This is a genomic window from Nonomuraea sp. NPDC059194 (assembly GCF_042754765.1).
Classification (GTDB): Bacteria; Actinomycetota; Actinomycetes; order Streptosporangiales; family Streptosporangiaceae; genus Nonomuraea.
Window position 1 is genome coordinate 449,552 of the sequence record NZ_JBHZBH010000002.1, and the last position, 16,788, is coordinate 466,339.

17 protein-coding genes are annotated in these 16,788 nt (G+C 70.3%); 8 read left to right on the top strand and 9 right to left on the bottom strand.

Annotated elements, in window-relative coordinates; translation table 11 throughout:
- Positions 1-4 precede the first annotated feature (4 nt).
- On the bottom strand, positions 5-910 hold the full coding sequence (locus ACFXJ8_RS04865; protein ID WP_379642456.1) for a TolB family protein: 906 nt from the start codon (positions 908-910) through the stop codon (positions 5-7).
- 45 nt (positions 911-955) lie between these two features.
- Positions 956-1,390 carry a TIGR02611 family protein gene (locus ACFXJ8_RS04870; RefSeq protein WP_379642566.1) on the bottom strand — a complete coding sequence of 145 codons (435 nt, stop codon included), beginning with the start codon at positions 1,388-1,390 and terminating at the stop codon, positions 956-958.
- A gap of 159 nt (positions 1,391-1,549) precedes the next feature.
- Between ACFXJ8_RS04870 and ACFXJ8_RS04875 the strand changes: the two genes are divergently transcribed.
- Positions 1,550-2,452, top strand: a complete 903-nt coding sequence (locus ACFXJ8_RS04875) for a phosphotriesterase (RefSeq protein WP_379642457.1) — start codon at positions 1,550-1,552, stop codon at positions 2,450-2,452.
- A 131-nt stretch (positions 2,453-2,583) separates the two neighbouring features.
- A complete protein-coding gene (locus ACFXJ8_RS04880) occupies positions 2,584-3,762 on the top strand; it encodes an ROK family protein (RefSeq protein WP_379642458.1) in 1,179 nt (392 codons plus the stop codon).
- Positions 3,763-3,837: 75 nt separating this feature from the next.
- Here ACFXJ8_RS04880 and ACFXJ8_RS04885 read toward each other — a convergent pair whose 3' ends face one another.
- A complete protein-coding gene (locus ACFXJ8_RS04885) occupies positions 3,838-4,476 on the bottom strand; it encodes a winged helix-turn-helix transcriptional regulator (protein ID WP_379642459.1) in 639 nt (212 codons plus the stop codon).
- 82 nt (positions 4,477-4,558) lie between these two features.
- On the opposite strand from ACFXJ8_RS04885, the gene ACFXJ8_RS04890 reads away from it, so the two are divergent.
- From ACFXJ8_RS04890 to ACFXJ8_RS04900, 3 genes are all read left to right on the top strand, one after another.
- On the top strand, positions 4,559-5,206 hold the full coding sequence (locus ACFXJ8_RS04890; protein ID WP_379642460.1) for a DUF899 domain-containing protein: 648 nt from the start codon (positions 4,559-4,561) through the stop codon (positions 5,204-5,206).
- A gap of 488 nt (positions 5,207-5,694) precedes the next feature.
- Complete coding sequence (locus ACFXJ8_RS04895; RefSeq protein ID WP_379642461.1) at positions 5,695-7,233, top strand: sensor histidine kinase; 1,539 nt, start codon at positions 5,695-5,697, stop codon at positions 7,231-7,233.
- A gap of 209 nt (positions 7,234-7,442) precedes the next feature.
- Positions 7,443-8,093 carry a response regulator gene (locus ACFXJ8_RS04900; protein WP_379642567.1) on the top strand — a complete coding sequence of 217 codons (651 nt, stop codon included), beginning with the start codon at positions 7,443-7,445 and terminating at the stop codon, positions 8,091-8,093.
- A gap of 325 nt (positions 8,094-8,418) precedes the next feature.
- Here the strand turns inward: ACFXJ8_RS04900 and secY are convergent, their stop codons facing one another.
- The gene (secY, locus tag ACFXJ8_RS04905; protein WP_379642462.1) at positions 8,419-9,690 is read right to left on the bottom strand and encodes a preprotein translocase subunit SecY; all 1,272 of its coding nucleotides are present in this window, start codon (positions 9,688-9,690) and stop codon (positions 8,419-8,421) included.
- Between the two features lie 85 nt (positions 9,691-9,775).
- Between secY and ACFXJ8_RS04910 the strand changes: the two genes are divergently transcribed.
- Positions 9,776-10,390, top strand: a complete 615-nt coding sequence (locus tag ACFXJ8_RS04910; RefSeq protein WP_379642463.1) for an AAA family ATPase — start codon at positions 9,776-9,778, stop codon at positions 10,388-10,390.
- On the opposite strand, the gene ACFXJ8_RS04915 is transcribed toward ACFXJ8_RS04910, so the two are convergent.
- From ACFXJ8_RS04915 to ACFXJ8_RS04935, 5 genes are all read right to left on the bottom strand, one after another.
- The gene (locus ACFXJ8_RS04915; RefSeq protein WP_379642464.1) at positions 10,341-11,567 is read right to left on the bottom strand and encodes a sugar ABC transporter permease; all 1,227 of its coding nucleotides are present in this window, start codon (positions 11,565-11,567) and stop codon (positions 10,341-10,343) included. The genes ACFXJ8_RS04910 and ACFXJ8_RS04915 overlap by 50 nt on opposite strands.
- Positions 11,560-12,324, bottom strand: a complete 765-nt coding sequence (locus tag ACFXJ8_RS04920) for an ATP-binding cassette domain-containing protein (RefSeq protein WP_379642465.1) — start codon at positions 12,322-12,324, stop codon at positions 11,560-11,562. The genes ACFXJ8_RS04915 and ACFXJ8_RS04920 overlap by 8 nt, the downstream gene beginning before the upstream one ends.
- A gap of 1 nt (position 12,325) precedes the next feature.
- Positions 12,326-13,444 carry a sugar ABC transporter substrate-binding protein gene (locus ACFXJ8_RS04925; RefSeq protein WP_379642466.1) on the bottom strand — a complete coding sequence of 373 codons (1,119 nt, stop codon included), beginning with the start codon at positions 13,442-13,444 and terminating at the stop codon, positions 12,326-12,328.
- 147 nt (positions 13,445-13,591) lie between these two features.
- Entirely contained in the window at positions 13,592-13,825 is a 234-nt protein-coding gene (locus ACFXJ8_RS04930; RefSeq protein WP_379642467.1) for a hypothetical protein, read from the bottom strand.
- Positions 13,825-14,043, bottom strand: coding sequence for a DUF6158 family protein (locus ACFXJ8_RS04935; protein ID WP_379642468.1), 219 nt, complete (start codon positions 14,041-14,043; stop codon positions 13,825-13,827). The genes ACFXJ8_RS04930 and ACFXJ8_RS04935 overlap by 1 nt, the downstream gene beginning before the upstream one ends.
- 98 nt (positions 14,044-14,141) lie before the next feature.
- Between ACFXJ8_RS04935 and ACFXJ8_RS04940 the strand changes: the two genes are divergently transcribed.
- Complete coding sequence (locus ACFXJ8_RS04940; RefSeq protein WP_379642469.1) at positions 14,142-15,071, top strand: LysR family transcriptional regulator; 930 nt, start codon at positions 14,142-14,144, stop codon at positions 15,069-15,071.
- A gap of 86 nt (positions 15,072-15,157) precedes the next feature.
- Positions 15,158-16,645, top strand: coding sequence for an alpha-lytic protease prodomain-containing protein (locus tag ACFXJ8_RS04945; RefSeq protein ID WP_379642470.1), 1,488 nt, complete (start codon positions 15,158-15,160; stop codon positions 16,643-16,645).
- The last annotated feature ends 143 nt before the right edge of the window (positions 16,646-16,788 follow it).

The window sequence follows — 16,788 nt, forward strand, 5'->3', positions numbered from 1 at the left end:
TTCGTCAGTTGCGCGTGTAGCTCAGGTAGAGGTCGTAGTCGCGCCACGCGGTGCGGCTGATGTGGGCAAGCGGGCGCACCACGTCGCCCTTCAGGTCGACCACCACGCTCATGTAGCCCTTGCCCTGCCTGCCGACGGCGATCAGGTGCTCGCGGTCCCACCAGCCGTAGGAGGCGACGGCGGGGACCTTCACCTTCTTGTCGAGCTTGCCGTTGTACGGGTTCCACGTGCACAGGGCGGCCTTGTACCGCTTCGGGCACCAGGTGGCGATCCGCCTGCCGTCGGGTGAGAAGGCGCTCTCGCCGCCGACCATCCCTCCGGTACGCCAGAGGGTCCAGGCGACCCTGCCGTCGAGCAGGTAGAAGCGCACGCCGTCCCAGTAGTCGGACACCACGCGCCTGCCGTCCGGCGACCACTGGAACAGCGCGTCGTGATAGGCGCCGGGCACCTTGACCAGCCGGGACCGCTTGGCGGCCACGTCGACCACGACGAACCCGATGCTGCGCCAGCCGCGGCCCTCGTCGTCGCCCTTCGAGACGGTCAGCACCACTTTGCGCCCGTCGGGCGACCAGTACGGCGTGCCCGCCACCATCGGCGCCTTCACCGTACGGATCCTGGTCGTTCGGCCGGTGGCGCGGTTGATGATCGCGATCCGGTCGTAGCCCTTGGTGAACTTCCTGGGGATGGCGGCGACGAACCCGCCTCCCGGTGAGACGGCCAGGTCGTTGTAGGAGCGCTGTCCCGCGAAGGCGCCCCCTGACCTCAGGTAGGCCGAGCCCGCGGTGGTGAAGGCGGTGACCCTTTTCGGGTCGCCCGGCCGCTCGCGCAGGGTCACGTCGAGGCCGGGCAGCCTGACGTCCGTCCCGGTGAGGGCGAGCGTGGCGGCGAGAAGGAGGGTGCTTAAGCTCACGGAAGGCACCTTCTCACCTACGGGTGAGGCGCAGCCAGCGGTATGTCAGATGCCGAGGAGCTTGAAGCCCTCCGCGACGAGGTCGATGCCGAGGCTCACCTTCGTCGCCGCCCAGATGATCACGCCCATGGCGGCCAGCGTGACGACAAGGACGATGATCCGGATGGTCCAGCCCTGCCGCTTGTACCACTCGGTCCACGCGTGCAGCACGCGCTTGCCGAACTCCAGCACCTTGTGCGCCCAGTGGAACTCGGTGGCCAGCACGGCGAGGCCCGCGAAGACGACCAGCCATCCGGGGCCGGGGAAGGGCACCATGATGAGCCCGCCGACGACCATCACGGTGCCGATCACGCCGATCACGATCTTGAGGGTGAGGGCGCCGGTCCTGGTGGACCTGACGCCGTCGAGCCAGCCGTGTATGCCGGAGCGACGAGCCGCCTCGTCCTTCAGCGCGTCGGCGTCACCGGTTTCGGAGTCCATTGCCACCCGTCCAGCGTAATGGGCGAAATGACACATCCCTGCGGATCGCCACGCGCAACCTGGGCAGCCGTGAACGCGCAGGTCAGCAGCGAAACCTCCATAAGGTAAAGCTTTCTGCAGACGTTAGGCGTTTACCGGCAAATATGGTTATGGTCTGGCATGCCAGAGGTTCTTCTACGCACCGTCACCGGTCAAATCCGCGCCGACGCGATCACCGGTGCCGTTCTCCCCCACGAACACCTGCGCTGCGACCTGCGGTGGGCGGTGGGCATCGACTCCGACCCGCACCGCTGGCTCGACGAGGAGCGCACCGTCACCGAGGAGCTGCGCGAGCTGCGCCAGTCGGACGACCTCGGGCTCACCGTCGAACTGTCCTGCATCGGCATGGGCAGGGACGCCGCCTCCCTGGCCCGTGTCGCGGCGGGGAGCAGGGTGCCTGTCATCGCCTCGACCGGTCTGTTCGCCGAGCCGTTCGCCCGGGTGGGGCAGGACGACGTCGACACCCTCACCGCGCGGCTGATGGACGAGATCACCTCCGGCCTCGACGGCACCGGCATCCTGCCCGGCGTCATCGGCGAGGTGGGCGCGTGGGGCGCCGAGCCCACGCCCGCCGAGGAGCGCTGCCTGGTCGCGGCGGCCCGTGCCTCGCTGTCCACCCGCCTGCCCGTCGCCACCCACGGACAGAACGCGCTCCCGCTGCTTGAGGTCCTGCTTGGCCAGGGCCTGCCCGCCTCGCGGGTGGGCGTGGCCTGCACGGCGCCCGATCCGGCCGTCGCGCGCAAGGTCGCCGAGGCGGGCGCCTACGTCAGCCTCTCCTCCGCGGGGCTCGGCTCCGCGCAGGCGGCCGCAGTCGCGCTGGAGCTGATCTCCGAGGGGCACGCCGACCGGCTGCTGCTCGGCAGCGGCGTCTCGCGCGTGGCCCAGCTGCAGCGGTACGGCGGCTGCGGCTACTCCCACGTGTTCCGCACGCTGCTTCCACGCCTGCGGGAGGCCGGGGTGAACGAGGAGACGATCCGGTCGATCACGCACGACAACCCGATCCGGTGGCTGACCAACGGGTAGTCTCCGGGCTGTCGCAGGGCCAGGAGTATGCCCGAAGATGACATGATTCTTCCGCCGATGGTCAAGCAGAAGTGTGATTCAATTCGACATATTACGTGTTGGGTGCGGGAGGAGCGGTGTTGTCCGCGGACATGCTGAACGAACCGGGCGGCACAGTCGCCGGAGCGGGCGCGCTCCTGGCGATCCTCAGGGACGGCCGGGCCCGCACCAGAGCCGAGCTCGTCCAGCTCACCGGCCTGGCCAGATCCACGGTCTCGCAGCGGCTCGACGCGCTGCTGACCCACCAGTGGATCGTGCCCACCGAAGAGGCCGTCTCCTCGGGCGGCAGGCCCGCCGTGGCGTTCGCGTTCAACAGTTCGGCCCGCGTCGTGCTGTCGGCCGATCTCGGCGCCACCCACGCCAGGGTCGCCGTGACCGACCTGGCCACCACCGTTCTCGCCGAACGCACCGCCGACCTCGCCATCGACCGCGGCCCCGAGCCGACCCTCGAATGGCTCATGGAGACCTTCCTCGACCTGCTCGCCGAGACGGGCCACAGCGTCGAGCAGGTGTGCGGGGTCGGCGTCGGCCTGCCAGGCCCTGTCGAGCACGCCTCAGGACGTCCGATCAACCCGCCGATAATGCCTGGCTGGGACGGCTTCCCCGTCCCCGAGTGGCTCGGCGAGCGGCTCGGCGCCGCCGTCCTCGTCGACAACGACGTCAACATCATGGCGCTCGGCGAGCACTGGGCGGCCAGGCCCGAGGCCGACCAGCTCGTGTTCGTCAAGATCGGCACGGGCATCGGGTGCGGCATCATCTCCGACCGCCGCCTGCACAGGGGCGCCCAGGGCGCGGCGGGCGACATCGGACACGTGCGCGTCTCCTCGGCGGCCGACGTGGTGTGCAGGTGCGGCAACACCGGCTGCCTGGAGGCCGTCGCGGGCGGCGCGGCCGTGGCGGCCAGGCTGGCCGCCGCCGGGGTGCCCGCCGCGAACAGCCGTGACGTCGTCAATCTGGTACGGCAGGGCAACACGCAGGCCGTCCAGCTGATCAGGCAGGCGGGCAGGGAGGTCGGCGACGTGCTGGCCTCGATCGTGAACTTCTTCAACCCCGCGGTGATCGTGATCGGCGGTGACGTCGCGGAGGCCGGTGAACACGTGCTGGCCGGGGTGCGCGAGGTCATCTACAGCAGGTCGCTTCCGCTGGCGACGCAGCACCTGAGCATCCGCACCAGCGAGCTGGGCGATCGCGCGGGGGTCGTGGGGGCAGCGGTCATGGTGATCGAGCACATTCTGGAGCCCGGCATCGTGGACCGCGCCGTCCTGCGGTGAACCGGGCGTGCCGCTCAGGCCTGCGGTGAACCCACGGTCAGGCCTGCGGTGAACCGGCGGTCAGGTCTCCGGCGGTCAGGCGGAGGTCGCGAGGTGGTCGACCAGGCGGGCCACGGCCGCCGCGTCGCCCGCGATCTCCAGCTCGCCGCTCGCCACGCTCTCCCGTAGATCCGCGCCCTGGAGCAGGACGGTGGCCAGCGCCGCCGCTTCGCCCCTCAGCACCGCGTCGGGGCGGGCCGCCGGTCCCCGCCCCACCGCGATGTCCGTCAGCGAGGTCTCCACGTGGAAGACCTCCTCCTCCCTCCCCCTCAGCACCCGCAGCTCGAACCCCGCCTCGAAGCCGGGCAGGTACATCGCCTTCAGCGCCAGCACGAGCGAGGTCACCCCGACCTGGTTCGTGGTCGTGATGGGCGCCTGACTCCCCCACCGCCCCAGGTGCGTCAGGACGGGTTCGAGGCCGAGCCCCCACTCCGTCAGCTCGTAGACCCAGACCACGGCGGGCGGGGGGATCTTGCGCCGCCGTACCACTCCGGCCTCCTCCAACTCCCGCAGCCGTTGCGACAGCACGTTCTGGCTGCTGCCAGGCAGGTCGCGGTGGAGGTCGGTGAAGCGTTTGGGGCCGAGCATCAGCTCGCGGACCACCAGGAGCGCCCACCGGTCGCCGACGAGATCGAGGGCGCGGGCCACGCCGCACGGGTCCTGGTAGCTACGCACATGATCAGCATACCTGTTCCCCTTGTCTTTCCTAAGTGCTCACTCCTAAATTAGGAGTACGACGAACACGAGGGGAACCATCATGAACCTTCCGAAGATCGTCTCCGCCGACGAATGGCAGGCGGCACGCGACGAACTGCTCATCGAGGAGAAGGCGGCCACCAGGCAGCTCGACGCGCTGGCCGCCAAACGCCGCCGCCTGCCGATGGTGGAGTTCCGCACGGACTACGTCTTCGAGGGCCCCGAGGGCAAGCGCGGCCTGCTCGACCTGTTCGACGGCCGCCGCCAGCTCGTGGTCTACCACTTCATGCCGCTGCACGACGACGGCCTGCCCTGCCAGGGGTGCGCGTCGTTCACCGACAACATCGCCAACCTGGCCCACCTGCGCGCCCGCGACACGACGATGGCGGTGGTCTCGCGCTCGCCGTACGCCGAGCTGGAGCCGGTACGGCAGCGCCTGGGCTGGCACCTGCCGCTCTACTCCGGCCCCGAGTTCAACCTCGACTGCGGCACGGGCGGCGGCTTCGGCCTCAGCGTGTTCCTGCGGGACGGCGAGCGCGCCTTCCGCACGTACTTCACCACCTCACGCGGCGTCGACCGGCTGCGGATGGACTTCAACCTGCTCGACCTCACGCCGTACGGCAGGCAGGAGACCTGGGAGGACTCCCCCGAAGGCTGGCCGCAGACCGAGCCGTACCAGTGGTGGCGGCTCAACGACGAATACGCCTGAGCCTCTCGCCTCTTGCCTGACGGCCTTGGCTGACGGCTTTGGCTGGCGGCTTTGCCTCGCGGCCTTGTCTGGCGGCTTTGGCTGGCGGCTTTGGCTGGCGGCGGTCGGCTCATCACGGCCCCGACCACGCTCGGAGCCGCCTGCTCGGGTGCCGGGCGGTCCGCCTGACCGGGTGACGGGCGGTCCGCCTGACCGGGTGACGGGCGGGCCACCTGGCGGGACTAGGGATGGGCCGGACGGGGTGACGGGCGGGCCGTCTGGCCGGTTGACCGGCTTCCGGGTGACGGGCGAGCCGCCTGGCCGGATGATGGGCGGGCCGCCGGTTTGGGCGACGGATGGGCCGCCGGGCCGGGCGACGGATGGCGGCGGGCTGGCGAACCGTGGCGGCCGAAACTGGCTAGGATCTGGGCGGAATGGTGACACGGGAGCGAGGCCCTGTCCGCCGCCTGTGGGGGTCCATGTCCGCGGCGGCGTCCCGTGCTGCCCGTATGGGCGACATGCCCGCCGTCCTCGTGCTGGTGTGGGCGGGATGGTTGGCAGTGCCGCTGTCGTTGAGCGGCCTGGCCCAGGCCCGCGCCGCGGTGGCCGCCGCCTACGAGCAGGACACCCCGCCTTCCTCGCCCACGGCCGACCACGCACACCAGCCCGACATGCCTTCCCGGTCACACCGGGGCGATTCCTGCGGCTATCCGCCGCCCGCGGCCGACCACCGTGACCAGACCGGCACGCCTTCCTCGCCTGCGATCGGCCACCGGGGTCGGCCCGGCACGCCTCCCCTGCTCGATGCCGCGCCGCGCCGCCACTGGGCTGGGTCCGGCGGTGGATGGGCGGTCAAGGGCACGGCGGCCCAGGCGGCTACGGTCCAGGCGGCTACGGTCCGCGGGTCGGCAGGCCAGGTGCCGCTCGCTCACGGGTCAGCAGGCCAGGTGTCGCCGGTCCACGAGGTGTCGCCCGTCCACGGGTCGGCCCATGCGTCAGCCCAAACGGTGGTCCACTCGTCGGTGTCCCAGGCGTCGGCAGCAGCCCTGTGGCAGGCGTCGCTCCAGGCTTCCGCCGTACCGGCCGCCGCCGAGACCATCGCACCCCCCGTGATCACAGCAACACCCGTGATCACAGCAACACCCGATATCACGGCAGCTCCCGATATCACGGCAACCCTCGATATCGCCGGGGCACTCCGGACTACGGCGACCGCCGAGACGGCCGCCAGGGTGTTGGCCGATGAGCTGGTGGCGCGCGAGCGGGCCAGGATCGCCGGTGAGGTGCACGACGCGGCTGGCCACGGCTTCTCGACCATCGCGATGCAGGCCGGGCTCGCGTTGCTGGTCATGGAGGAGGACCCCGAGCAGGCGAGGGAGTCGCTGCGGGCCATTCGCGAGACGAGTATGGAGGCGCTGGCCAGGTTGCGCGGCGCGCTCGACCTGATGGACCCGCGCGACACCGATGACGGGCTGCCGGGCATGGACGATCGGTTGCCGGGCCTGATCGACAGGGTCCGCGCAGCCGGCCTGCCCGTCGATGTGGAGCCCGCCGAGCCCGAGGTGCCCGCCCACCTGCGCGGCACCGTCTACCGGGTGGTGCGCGAGTCGCTGACGAACGTGATCAGGCACGCGGGACCCACCAGGGCGCTCGTGAAGGTGAGCGACGACCGAGGCGCGCTCGTGCTGGAAGTGGCTGACAGGGGCACAGGGCCAGCCTCGGCAGGCGAGGGCAACGTGGCAGCGTGCGGAGACAGCGGGCCTGGCACGACGGGCGAGGGCACTGGCGCGGCGGGCGTCGGAGAACCTGGCGTGGCGGGCGAGGGCACGGTCGCGGTGGGCGTCGGAGAACCTGGCGCGGTGGGCGAGGGCACGGTCGCGGTGGGCGTCGGAGAACCTGGCGCGGTGGGCGAAGGTAGAGGGTTGTCGGGGATGCGGGAGCGGGTGCTGGCCGTGGGAGGCGAGTTCAGCGCGGGTTCGAGGGATGGCGGCGGCTTCCGGGTGGTGGCCCGATTCCCCCTGGACCGCCTCTCCCAGGACACCGCGTGATTCCGGCCGCGGGCGACCAGGGTGCGGCAGACGCGGCCGTAATCAGGGCCGACGACCGGGGCGCTCCGGACAAGGCCGTGATCGGGGCCGGGGCTCCCGACGGCCCGGGCGCGGCAGACGAGGCCGTGATCGGGGCCGGGAACCCCGACGACCGGGGTGCGGCAGACGAGGCCGTGATCGGGGCCGGGAACCCCGATGGCCAGGGCGTCATCAGGGTGGGGATCGCCGACGACCAGGCGGTCGTGCGGATGGGGCTCAAGGCGCTCATCGCCAGGGAGCCGGGGTTGGCGCTGGTGGGCGAGGCGGCCGACGGCGGGCAGGCCGTGGCGCTGGTTAGGGAGAAGCGTCCCGACGTGCTGCTGCTCGACATCAGGATGCCCGGCATGGACGGCCTGCAGGTGCTGCGGGCCATCGCGGCCGACCCCGCGCTTCACGGCACCAGGATCGTGGTCGTGACGACGTTCGCCGTGGACGAGTACGTGTTCGCCGCGCTGCAGGCGGGAGCGAGCGGGTTCCTGCTCAAGGACAGCGCCCCCGACGAGCTGGTCAGCGCGATCAGGGTGGTGGCGGCGGGCGAGGCGTTGTTGTCTCCGGCCATCACCCGCAAGGTCATCGGCCTGTTCGGCAGGACGGGCGGGGCCGAGCCTGTGGCGGGTGTCGAGACGCTGACGCCCCGCGAGCGGGAGATGGTCGCGTGGGTGGCGACCGGCAGGTCCAACGACGAGATCGCCAGGGAGCTGGTGATCAGCCCCGACACGGTGCGCACGCACGTGAGCAGGGCCATGGTGAAGCTGCGCGCCCGTGACAGAGCCCAGCTCGTGGTCTTCGCGATGCGCGCCGGCCTGGCCCTCCCCTCCTGAGCGACACGCCCCGCCCGGCTCTTTCCTCCTGAGCGACACGCCCCGGCCCGGCTCTGCCCTTCTGCACGATGCGCCCCGGCCCGGCTCTGCCCTTCTGCACGATGCGCCCGAGCCCAGCCGATGCGTGGCTCTGCTCTCCTTCACGCGCCCGAGCCCAGCCGGTGCATCCGAGTCCGACGTCGATGCGCGGGTATGGCCGTCGCCCACGAGACGAGCGAGCCCGAGAGACCCGCGACGCCCAACGACACGAGGCCCAAGAGACCCGCGACGCCCACGAGACGAGCAAGGCTCAGGAGACGGGCGAGCCCGCTCCGCCCGCCGGGGGCTACCTGAGCAGGCCTTCGTAGTTGCGTTGCTGGAGTTGGGCCTCGATCTGCTTCACGGTCTCGAGTCCGACACTGACCATGATGAGCACGCTCGTCCCGCCGAACGGGAAGTTCTGCGCCGAGGACGGGTCGCGCAGCAGCGCGAACGCCACCAGCGGCAGCAGCGCGAGCACGCCCAGGTAGACGGCCCCGGTCGCGGTCAGCCGCGACAGCACGAACGCCAGGTACTCGGCGGTCGGCCGGCCAGGCCTGATCCCGGGCACGAACCCGCCGAAGCGCCGCATGTTGTCGGCCACCTCGACGGGGTTGAAGGTGATCGAGATGTAGAAGTAGGCGAACCCGACGATCAGCAGGAAGTAGGCCAGCATGTAGAGCGGGTGGTCGCCCGCCAGATACTGGCTGATCCACGGCACCGACCCGCCCGCCAGCGCGGGGATGTAGAGCAGCGACGAGGTGAAGATCACCGGCACGATGCCCGCCTGGTTGACCTTGAGCGGGATGTAGGTGCTGCTGCCGCCGTACATGCGCCGCCCGACCATGCGCTTGGCGTACTGCACGGGGACGCGCCGCTGCGCCTGCTCCATGAAGATCACCGCCGCGACCAGGAACAGGCCGGAGACGAGGATCGTCACCGCGGCGAACGGGCTCATCACGAACATCGTCGACATGTAGGCCGGAAAGACGGCGATGACCTGGGTGAACATCAGGATCGACATGCCGTTGCCGATCCCCTTGGCGGTGACCTGCTCCCCCAGCCACATCACCGCGCACGTGCCCGCGACCAGGACGGCGACCAGCACGCCGACCGCGAGCAGTCCGGTGTCGTGGAGCACCGGACGCGTGCATCCTGGCAGCAGCTGCCCCGAGCGGGCCAGGGCGACGACGGTCGTGGCGTTGAGCAGGGCCAGGGCCACCGTCAGGTACCGGGTGTACTGCGTGATCTTCGCCTGCCCGTTCTGGCCTTCCTTGCGGAGCTGGTCCAGGCGCGGGATCAGCACCGCCATCAGCTGCATGACGATGCTGGCCGTGATGTAGGGGATGACGCCGAGCGCGAACACCGACAGCTTCAACATCGCCCCGCCGCTGAACAGCTGCACCAGGTCGACCAGCCCGCCGCGCGCGCCGCCCAGGCACTGCCGTACCGCCACCAGGTCGACGCCGGGCGAGGGCAGGATCTGCCCCAGCCTGAACAGCACGATGACGCCCAGCGTGAAGAGGATCTTCTTGCGCAGGTCGGGGATCCTGAAGGCGCGCAGGAGCAGGGTGAGCATGCGCCGAGTCTGTCCATGATCGCGCGCGACGGCGTCCGCAGGCGGGCGGCATCGGTGTACGCAGATCCGCGTACGCTCTGACCTTGTGGTTCCTGTCTGGGTGATCAGTGGCCCGCCTGGCGCGGGCAAGTCGACCGTCGCCGCCGCGCTGCTGGAGCGCCTCGATCCCGTCCCCGCGCTGCTCGACAAGGACACCGTCTACGGCGACTTCGTCGCCGAACTGCTCACCGTGTACGGCAGGCCGCCCGGCGAGCGCGAAGGCCCCTGGTATGACGATCATGTCAAGCGCCACGAATACAGCGGTCTGACCAGGCTGGCCAGGCAGATTCGCGCGCACGGCTGCCCGGTGATGCTCGACGGCCCCTACACCTCGCAGGTGCACTCGGCGGCGCTGTGGGAGGAGTGGGTCGAGCGGCTCGGCGGGCCGCCGGTCAGGCTGGTGTGGGTCCGTTCCGACGGCCCGACCCTGCGCGAGCGGCTGGTGGCCAGGGGGCTTGGCAGGGACGAGGGCAAGCTGGCCGCCTTCGACGCCTACCTCAAGGCGATCATGGTGGACGAGCCGCCTGCCGTACCGCACCTGGAGATCGACAACCGGAGGGGAGCGCCGGAGCTGGGCGGACAGCTCAGCGCGGCGGGTATGCCGCCGGTGATCAGGCCCGGCCGGCCGCCTTCTGGCTCCTGCGCGAGACCGAGTCGATGACGACCGCCGCCAGCAGCACCGCGCCGGTCACCATGAACTGGATGGAGTTGCTGACGCCCTGAAGCGCCATCCCCGAGGCGATCGACTGGATGACGAGCATGCCCAGCAGCGCCGCGAACGTGGTGCCGCGCCCGCCGAACAGGGAGGTGCCGCCGATCACCGCCGCCGCGATCGCCATCAGCAGCACGTTGCTCTGCCCGGTCGCCTGGCTGGCGCTGGAGATGCGGGAGGCGGCGAAGATGCCGCCGAGCGCGGCGAACGAGCCCGAGATGACGAAGACCGAGATCCTGATGAACGCCACGTTGATGCCCGCGCGCCTGGCCGCCTCGATGTTGCCGCCGACCGCGAAGATGCTCCGGCCGTACCGCGTGCGGCGCAGCACGAAGTCGGTGCCGACGACCACCGCCAGGAAGATCAGCAGCGCGAGCGGGAGCCCCTTGTAGAGGTTGAGGATGTAGGCCGCGCCGAAGGCCACCACCGCGAGCACGAGCGTGCGGAAGAGGATGTCGCCCGTCGTCCTGGACGGGATACCCGCCGCGCGGCGCCGGTTGTTGCCGACGACCGACACGAGGAGGAAGCCGGCAACGGCGAGCGCGGCCAGGCCGTAGGCGGCGATCACGTAGATGAAGTAGGTGCTGGTCAGGCCGGCGACGAAGCCCTCGCCCGGCAGGTTGATGGTGCCGTTCGGCCCGAGGACCCACAGCTGGAAGCCGGTCCAGGCGAGGAAGCCCGCCAGCGTCACCACGAAGGACGGCACCCCGATCTTGGCGAAGAAGAAGCCGTGGATCAGGCCGAGCACGGCGCCGACGGCGACGGCCAGCACGATGGCCAGGATCGCGGGCATGCCCATGTTGACGTTCAGCACGGCGAGGACCGCCGCGCACGCGCCGCTGACCGCCCCTGCCGCCAGGTCGATCTCGCCGAGCAGCAGCACGAACACGATGCCCACCGAGATCAGCCCGGTCGGGACGATGTCGACGCTGAGGTTGGACAGGTTCTGCGCGGACAGGAACTGGCTGTTCAGGCTCTGGAAGACGAGCCAGATGACGATCAGGCCGATGATGACGGGCAGCGGGCCGAGCTCGCCGCCCCTCACCTTCTGCTTGAACTCCTCCAGATACCCGGTGAGGCCCTGTTCGCGGACCACCAGTCGCGGGTCGACCGGGAATTCACTCACCGAGCCTCCTTCTCCTGCGGGTCGCCGCGCTGTCCGAGGCGCCGGTGATCGCCGAGATGATCTCTTCCTGTGTGGTCGACCTGGCGTCGAAGAAGCCGTTGTTACGGCCGAGCCTGAGCACCGCGATCCGGTCGGCGACGGACATGACGTCGACCATGTTGTGGCTGATCAGGATCACGCCGTGGCCCTGCTCGCGCAGCCGTTCGACCAGGTCGAGGACCTGCGCGGTCTGCTCGACGCCGAGCGCGGCGGTCGGCTCGTCCAGCAGCACGACCTTCGGCTCACCCAGCAGCGAGCGGGAGATCGCCACCGTCTGCCGCTGGCCTCCGGACAGCGAGGCCACCGGGATCCGGACGCTCGGGATCTTGATCGACAGCGTGTGGAGCAGGTCGCGGGAGCGCTTTTCCATCGAGACCTCGTCGAGGAGTCCCGTCTCCGTCATCTCGTTGCCGAGGAACAGGTTGCCGACCACGTCGAGGTTGTCGCAGAGCGCGAGGTCCTGGTAGACGGTCGCGATGCCGAGATGCTGGGCCTCCGAGGGGCTGGTGATCGAGACCTGCCTGCCCTCCCAGGTGATCGTCCCCGAGTCCGGCGGGCCCACCCCGGCGATCACCTTGATCATCGTGGACTTGCCCGCGCCGTTGTCGCCGACCAGCGCGACGACCTCGCCGGCGTTGACCTCGAGCTCGACGTCCGTCAGCGCCTGGACCGCGCCGAACCGCTTGGAGATGCCCTCGAGGGCGAGGACGGGAGCCATTTCAGGAGATCCCCGCCGCGTCGCACGCCGCCTTCACGGCGGGTGTGCAGATCTCGGCGGCCGTCCAGAAGCCGTCCTTGACCACGGTGTCCTTGATGTTGTCCTTGGTGACGACGATGGGCGGGATGATCTGCGCGGGGATGGCGTTGCTGGTCCCGTTGTCCACGGTGGTCGTGCCCTTGACCGTCTTGCCGGTGCCGACGTCGATGGCCATCTGGGCGGCGTGCTTGGCCTCGGGCTTGATCGGCTTGTAGATCGTCATCGTCTGGGTGCCGAGCAGGATCCGCTGGATGGCCGCCAGCTCGGCGTCCTGGCCGGTCAGCGGGGTGCCCGCCTTGACGCCCGCGTTCTGCATGGCCCTGGCGATGCCGCCGGCCATCCCGTCGTTGGCGGCGTAGACGCCGATCACGTTGCTCGCGCCGAGCGCGGTGAACGCGCCGGTCGCCTCGGTGTTGGCCTGGTCGGGGCTCCAGTCAGGGGTGTCGTACTCCTTGCCGATCGTGACCTGGCCGTCGAGCACCGAGTGCGCGCCCTTCTTGAAGTCGGCCGCGTTCGGGTCGGTCGGCGAGCCGTTGATCATGACGATCGGCCCTCGCTTCGGGTCGCCGCCCGCCTTGATCGCGTCCAGGAGCGCCTGGCCCTGCGCCTTGCCGACCTGCAGGTTGTCGAAGGAGGTGTAGGCGTCGATGGGGCCACCGGCCAGGCGGTCGTAGGCGATCACCACGGCGCCCTGGCTCTTGGCCTTGGCGACAGAGGAGGCCACGGCCTTGGCGTCCACCGCGTCCAGGATCAGCACCTTCACCCCGTTGGTCAGCATCGAGTCGACCTGTTGCTGCTGCTGGTTGGGGTCCTGGTTGGCGTTGTTGTAGACGACCTCGCACTTGGGACACAGGGCCTTGATGTCTTCCATGATGTACGGCCGGTCGAACTTCTCGTACCTGGCCGTCTTCGACTCGGGAAGCAGGAGGCCGATCTTGAAGCCCTGCTCGACCGTGCCGATGGCGGCCGCTGTGGCGGTGCCGCCCCCCTCGCCTGCCGTCTGGCCCGACTGGCCTGCCGTACCGCATGCGACCGTCAGCCCGAGGATGGCCAGAACCGCGCCGATGACCTGTGCTCTCACCGCGTCCCCCGATCCCTCGGTGGGGGCCCTACCCTCAGGTATCAGGTACGGCGGCGGCCTTGTCACAGCTTTGCCAGTCGATGTTCTGATTTTTCGGGATATCTACGGTTTCAGCAGAGAGTCGAACAAGGCTCCGTGGGATGGGGGTCAGTACTCGAGGCCGAAGTCGTGGCGGCCCAGCGCGAACCCCTCACCCCTGGGCACCACCTGTCCCATCGCGACGAGGGTCGCGATGCTCCGCTTCGTCTCGTCCTCGCTCAGCCCCGCCATCCGCGACACGTCGGCCACCCGTGCCGTGTCGCCCCCGACCGCGATCGCGGCGACGGCCTCGTACACGGCCAGGTCGGTGTCGGAGAGCGCCTGCACGTCGTGGGGTTCCATCAGCGCTGCCTCGCTCCTTCACGCAACCGGCCGGGGTCGATGTCGCGGACGGGATGGCGGCGCAGGTACTCGCTCTCCAGCTCGTTGGTGCGGGAGGTGTGGCGGGCGAGCGCGTCGTCGGGTCCGTGCAGCAGCGTCTCCATCCGCGTCTGGTAGAGCTGGCGCAGTTCGCGCAGCAGGTCGTCTTCCGAGAGCTCTCGTGGATCGATTCCCATCATGAAACGTCAGCTACCCGTTCCCCGGCTTCCACAACATCCGTAAGTTTTCTTTACAATTAGGGATTGCAGGGATGTTGTGCCGGTTTTACCTTCCCCATATGGACCTCGAGCTCCGGCACCTCAAGATCGTCCGAGCGGTCGCGGACTCGGGCAGTGTCAGCAAGGCGGCGACCCGGCTCGGGGTGGCCCAGCCGGCGCTGACCGCCCAGCTCAAGCGCATCGAACGCGCACTGGGCGGCGCCCTGTTCCAGCGCGACCGCTACGGCGCCAGGCCCACCCCTCTCGGCGAACTGGTGCTCTCCCGCGCCCGCGTGCTCCTGCCCGCCGCCCAGGAGCTGCAGGACGAAGCCGTCCGGTTCGCCAACGCCACCGCGGGCGGCTACCGCATCGGCGCGACCAACGGACCCGTCCTCGGCGGGCTGGTCGACCGGCTGGCCGCCGCCGCCCCCGTCTCCACCTTCACCTCGTGGTCGTCGCGCGAGCTCGCCGTGATGACCGCCCAGGGCAGGCTCGACTACGTGCTCGCGGGCGTGTGCGGCGACGGCGTGCCCGACGGCGACATCGCCTGGCACACCATCGGCATCGATCCCGTCTTCGTCATGGTCGCCGAGACGCACCGGCTGTCGGGCGAGAAGGAGGTGGCGCTGTCGGACCTGGCCGACGAGCAGTGGGCCGTCACCCCGGGCGACGGCTGCTTCGGCGACTGCTTCGCCGCCGCGTGCACGCGCGCGGGCTTCACGCCCTGCACGATGTACGAGACGGACGTGGCCACCTGCCAGCACCTCGCCCAGGTCGGCAGGGCGGTGGTGCTGTGCCAGGCCACCCATCCCTCCGCCGCGGGCCTGGTCATGCTGCCCATCGCGGGCGCGCCGCTGCGCTGGCGGCAGATGCTCGGCCACCACCCGGGCGCGCCCGGCGCGTCCTGGGTGGCCGCCCACGCCAAGGCCGCCCACACCGACGCCGTACGGCGCAGCCCCGTCTACCACGACTGGCTGATGCGCAATCCCGGCTTCGGCACCTCCCCATAACACCGCGATAGGGGTCAAGTGGTAGCTCCTCGCGGCTGGGACTCACCGTTACGGTGACGGCACCCCCAGCAAGCGAAGGAGACCGCATGCTTCGCCGTACCCGGGCGCTGGTCGCCATGTCGATCGGCGCGTTAGCCCTGACCTCGACCCCCGCCCTCGCCTCGACCCCCGCCCTCGCGCCGATCCCCGCCGTCGCGTCGGCCCCCGCCGACGTCAACCCGCCCCCGGGCCTGGTGGACGCCATGGAGCGCGACCTCGGCCTCACCCAGGAACAGGCCGTCAAGCGCCTGGCCAACGAGCAGCAGGCCGCGCGGACCGCTCCCGGGCTCGCCAAGCGCCTCGGCGGCGAGTACGCGGGCAGCTGGGTCGAAGGCCCCGAGAGCACCCTGATCGTGGCCACCACCAACGCCGCCCGCCGCCGCGTCCCCGGCGCCAGGCTCAAGGTGGTCGCCCACTCCCTCGCCCAGCTCAACGCGGCGAAAGAGGCGCTCGACAAGGCCGCGGCCGGCGCACCCAAGACCGCTCCCGTCTGGTACGTCGACGTACGCGCCAACAGCGTCGTGATCCTCTCCTCCGCCCCCGCAGAGGCCGAGGCGTTCGTCGCGGCCAGCGGCGCCGACAAGGCACTGGTCAAGGTCGAGCAGTCGAGCGAGCAGCCCGTGGCGTACGCCGACGTCCGCGGCGGCGACGCCTACTACATCGGCAGCGGCTCCCGCTGCTCGGTCGGCTTCTCCGTGACCAGGGCCGGCACCAACGGCGGCTTCGTCACCGCCGGGCACTGCGGCAGCACCGGCGCCACCACCCGCGGCTCCAACCAGCAGGCCCAGGGCACCTTCCGCGGCTCCTCCTTCCCCGGCAACGACTACGCGTGGGTCGAGGTCAACTCCAGCTGGACCCCCGTCGGCGTCGTCAACGGCTACAGCGCGGGCATCATCCCCGTCAACGGCTCCACCGTCGCGCCCGTCGGCTCCTCCATCTGCCGCGCGGGCTCCACCACCGGCTGGCACTGCGGCACCGTCCAGCAGCTCAACACCAGCGTCACCTACTCCCAGGGCACCATCTACGAGGTGACCAGGACCAGCGTCTGCGCCGAGCCCGGCGACTCGGGCGGCTCGTTCATCTCGGGCAACCAGGCCCAGGGCGTCACCTCTGGCGGATCGGGCAACTGCAGCTCCGGCGGCACCACCTACTTCCAGCCGGTCAACGAGATCCTGTCCGTCTACGGGCTCACGCTGGTCACCGGCGGCGGCAATCCGCCCACCGGCTGCCAGAACCACAACGAGACCTACAACGGCTCGCTGACCAACGGCCAGAACCAGTACCAGCCGAACAACTCCTACTACCAGTCGACCGTGTCCGGCACCCACGCCGGCTGCCTCGACGGGCCCAGCGGCGTCGACTTCGACCTCTACCTGGAGAAGTGGAACGGCTCCTCATGGGCGCAGGTCGCCAAGAGCGACAGCCCCAACCCCGACGAGTCGATCAGCTACAACGGCAGCGCCGGCTACTACCGCTACCGCGTCAACTCCTACTCGGGCTCGGGCTCCTACACGCTCGGCCTGAACAGGCCTTGACTTCTCCCCGCCGCGGGGCGGGGGGTGGGACCCCCGCCCGGAGGCGGGTGTGAGGCGGGTGGACACCCCCGCGGGGTGTTAAAAAAAAAAAAACACCCCCAACCACACCCAAAAAAGGTGGAGGGGTGTGGTGGTGGTTAAAA

Excerpts from the sequence above, each read along its gene's own strand:
- ACFXJ8_RS04890 (WP_379642460.1), top strand. The coding sequence starts at position 4,559 with ATGAACCTTCCGAAGATCGTCTCCGCCGACGAATGGCAGGCGGCACGC.
- ACFXJ8_RS04895 (WP_379642461.1), top strand. The coding sequence starts at position 5,695 with ATGGGCGACATGCCCGCCGTCCTCGTGCTGGTGTGGGCGGGATGGTTG.
- ACFXJ8_RS04880 (WP_379642458.1), top strand. The coding sequence starts at position 2,584 with ATGCTGAACGAACCGGGCGGCACAGTCGCCGGAGCGGGCGCGCTCCTG.
- ACFXJ8_RS04870 (WP_379642566.1), bottom strand. The coding sequence starts at position 1,390 with ATGGACTCCGAAACCGGTGACGCCGACGCGCTGAAGGACGAGGCGGCT.
- ACFXJ8_RS04945 (WP_379642470.1), top strand. The coding sequence starts at position 15,158 with ATGCTTCGCCGTACCCGGGCGCTGGTCGCCATGTCGATCGGCGCGTTA.
- ACFXJ8_RS04935 (WP_379642468.1), bottom strand. The coding sequence starts at position 14,043 with ATGATGGGAATCGATCCACGAGAGCTCTCGGAAGACGACCTGCTGCGC.
- ACFXJ8_RS04930 (WP_379642467.1), bottom strand. The coding sequence starts at position 13,825 with ATGGAACCCCACGACGTGCAGGCGCTCTCCGACACCGACCTGGCCGTG.
- ACFXJ8_RS04875 (WP_379642457.1), top strand. The coding sequence starts at position 1,550 with ATGCCAGAGGTTCTTCTACGCACCGTCACCGGTCAAATCCGCGCCGAC.
- ACFXJ8_RS04940 (WP_379642469.1), top strand. The coding sequence starts at position 14,142 with ATGGACCTCGAGCTCCGGCACCTCAAGATCGTCCGAGCGGTCGCGGAC.
- secY (WP_379642462.1), bottom strand. The coding sequence starts at position 9,690 with ATGCTCACCCTGCTCCTGCGCGCCTTCAGGATCCCCGACCTGCGCAAG.
- ACFXJ8_RS04920 (WP_379642465.1), bottom strand. The coding sequence starts at position 12,324 with ATGGCTCCCGTCCTCGCCCTCGAGGGCATCTCCAAGCGGTTCGGCGCG.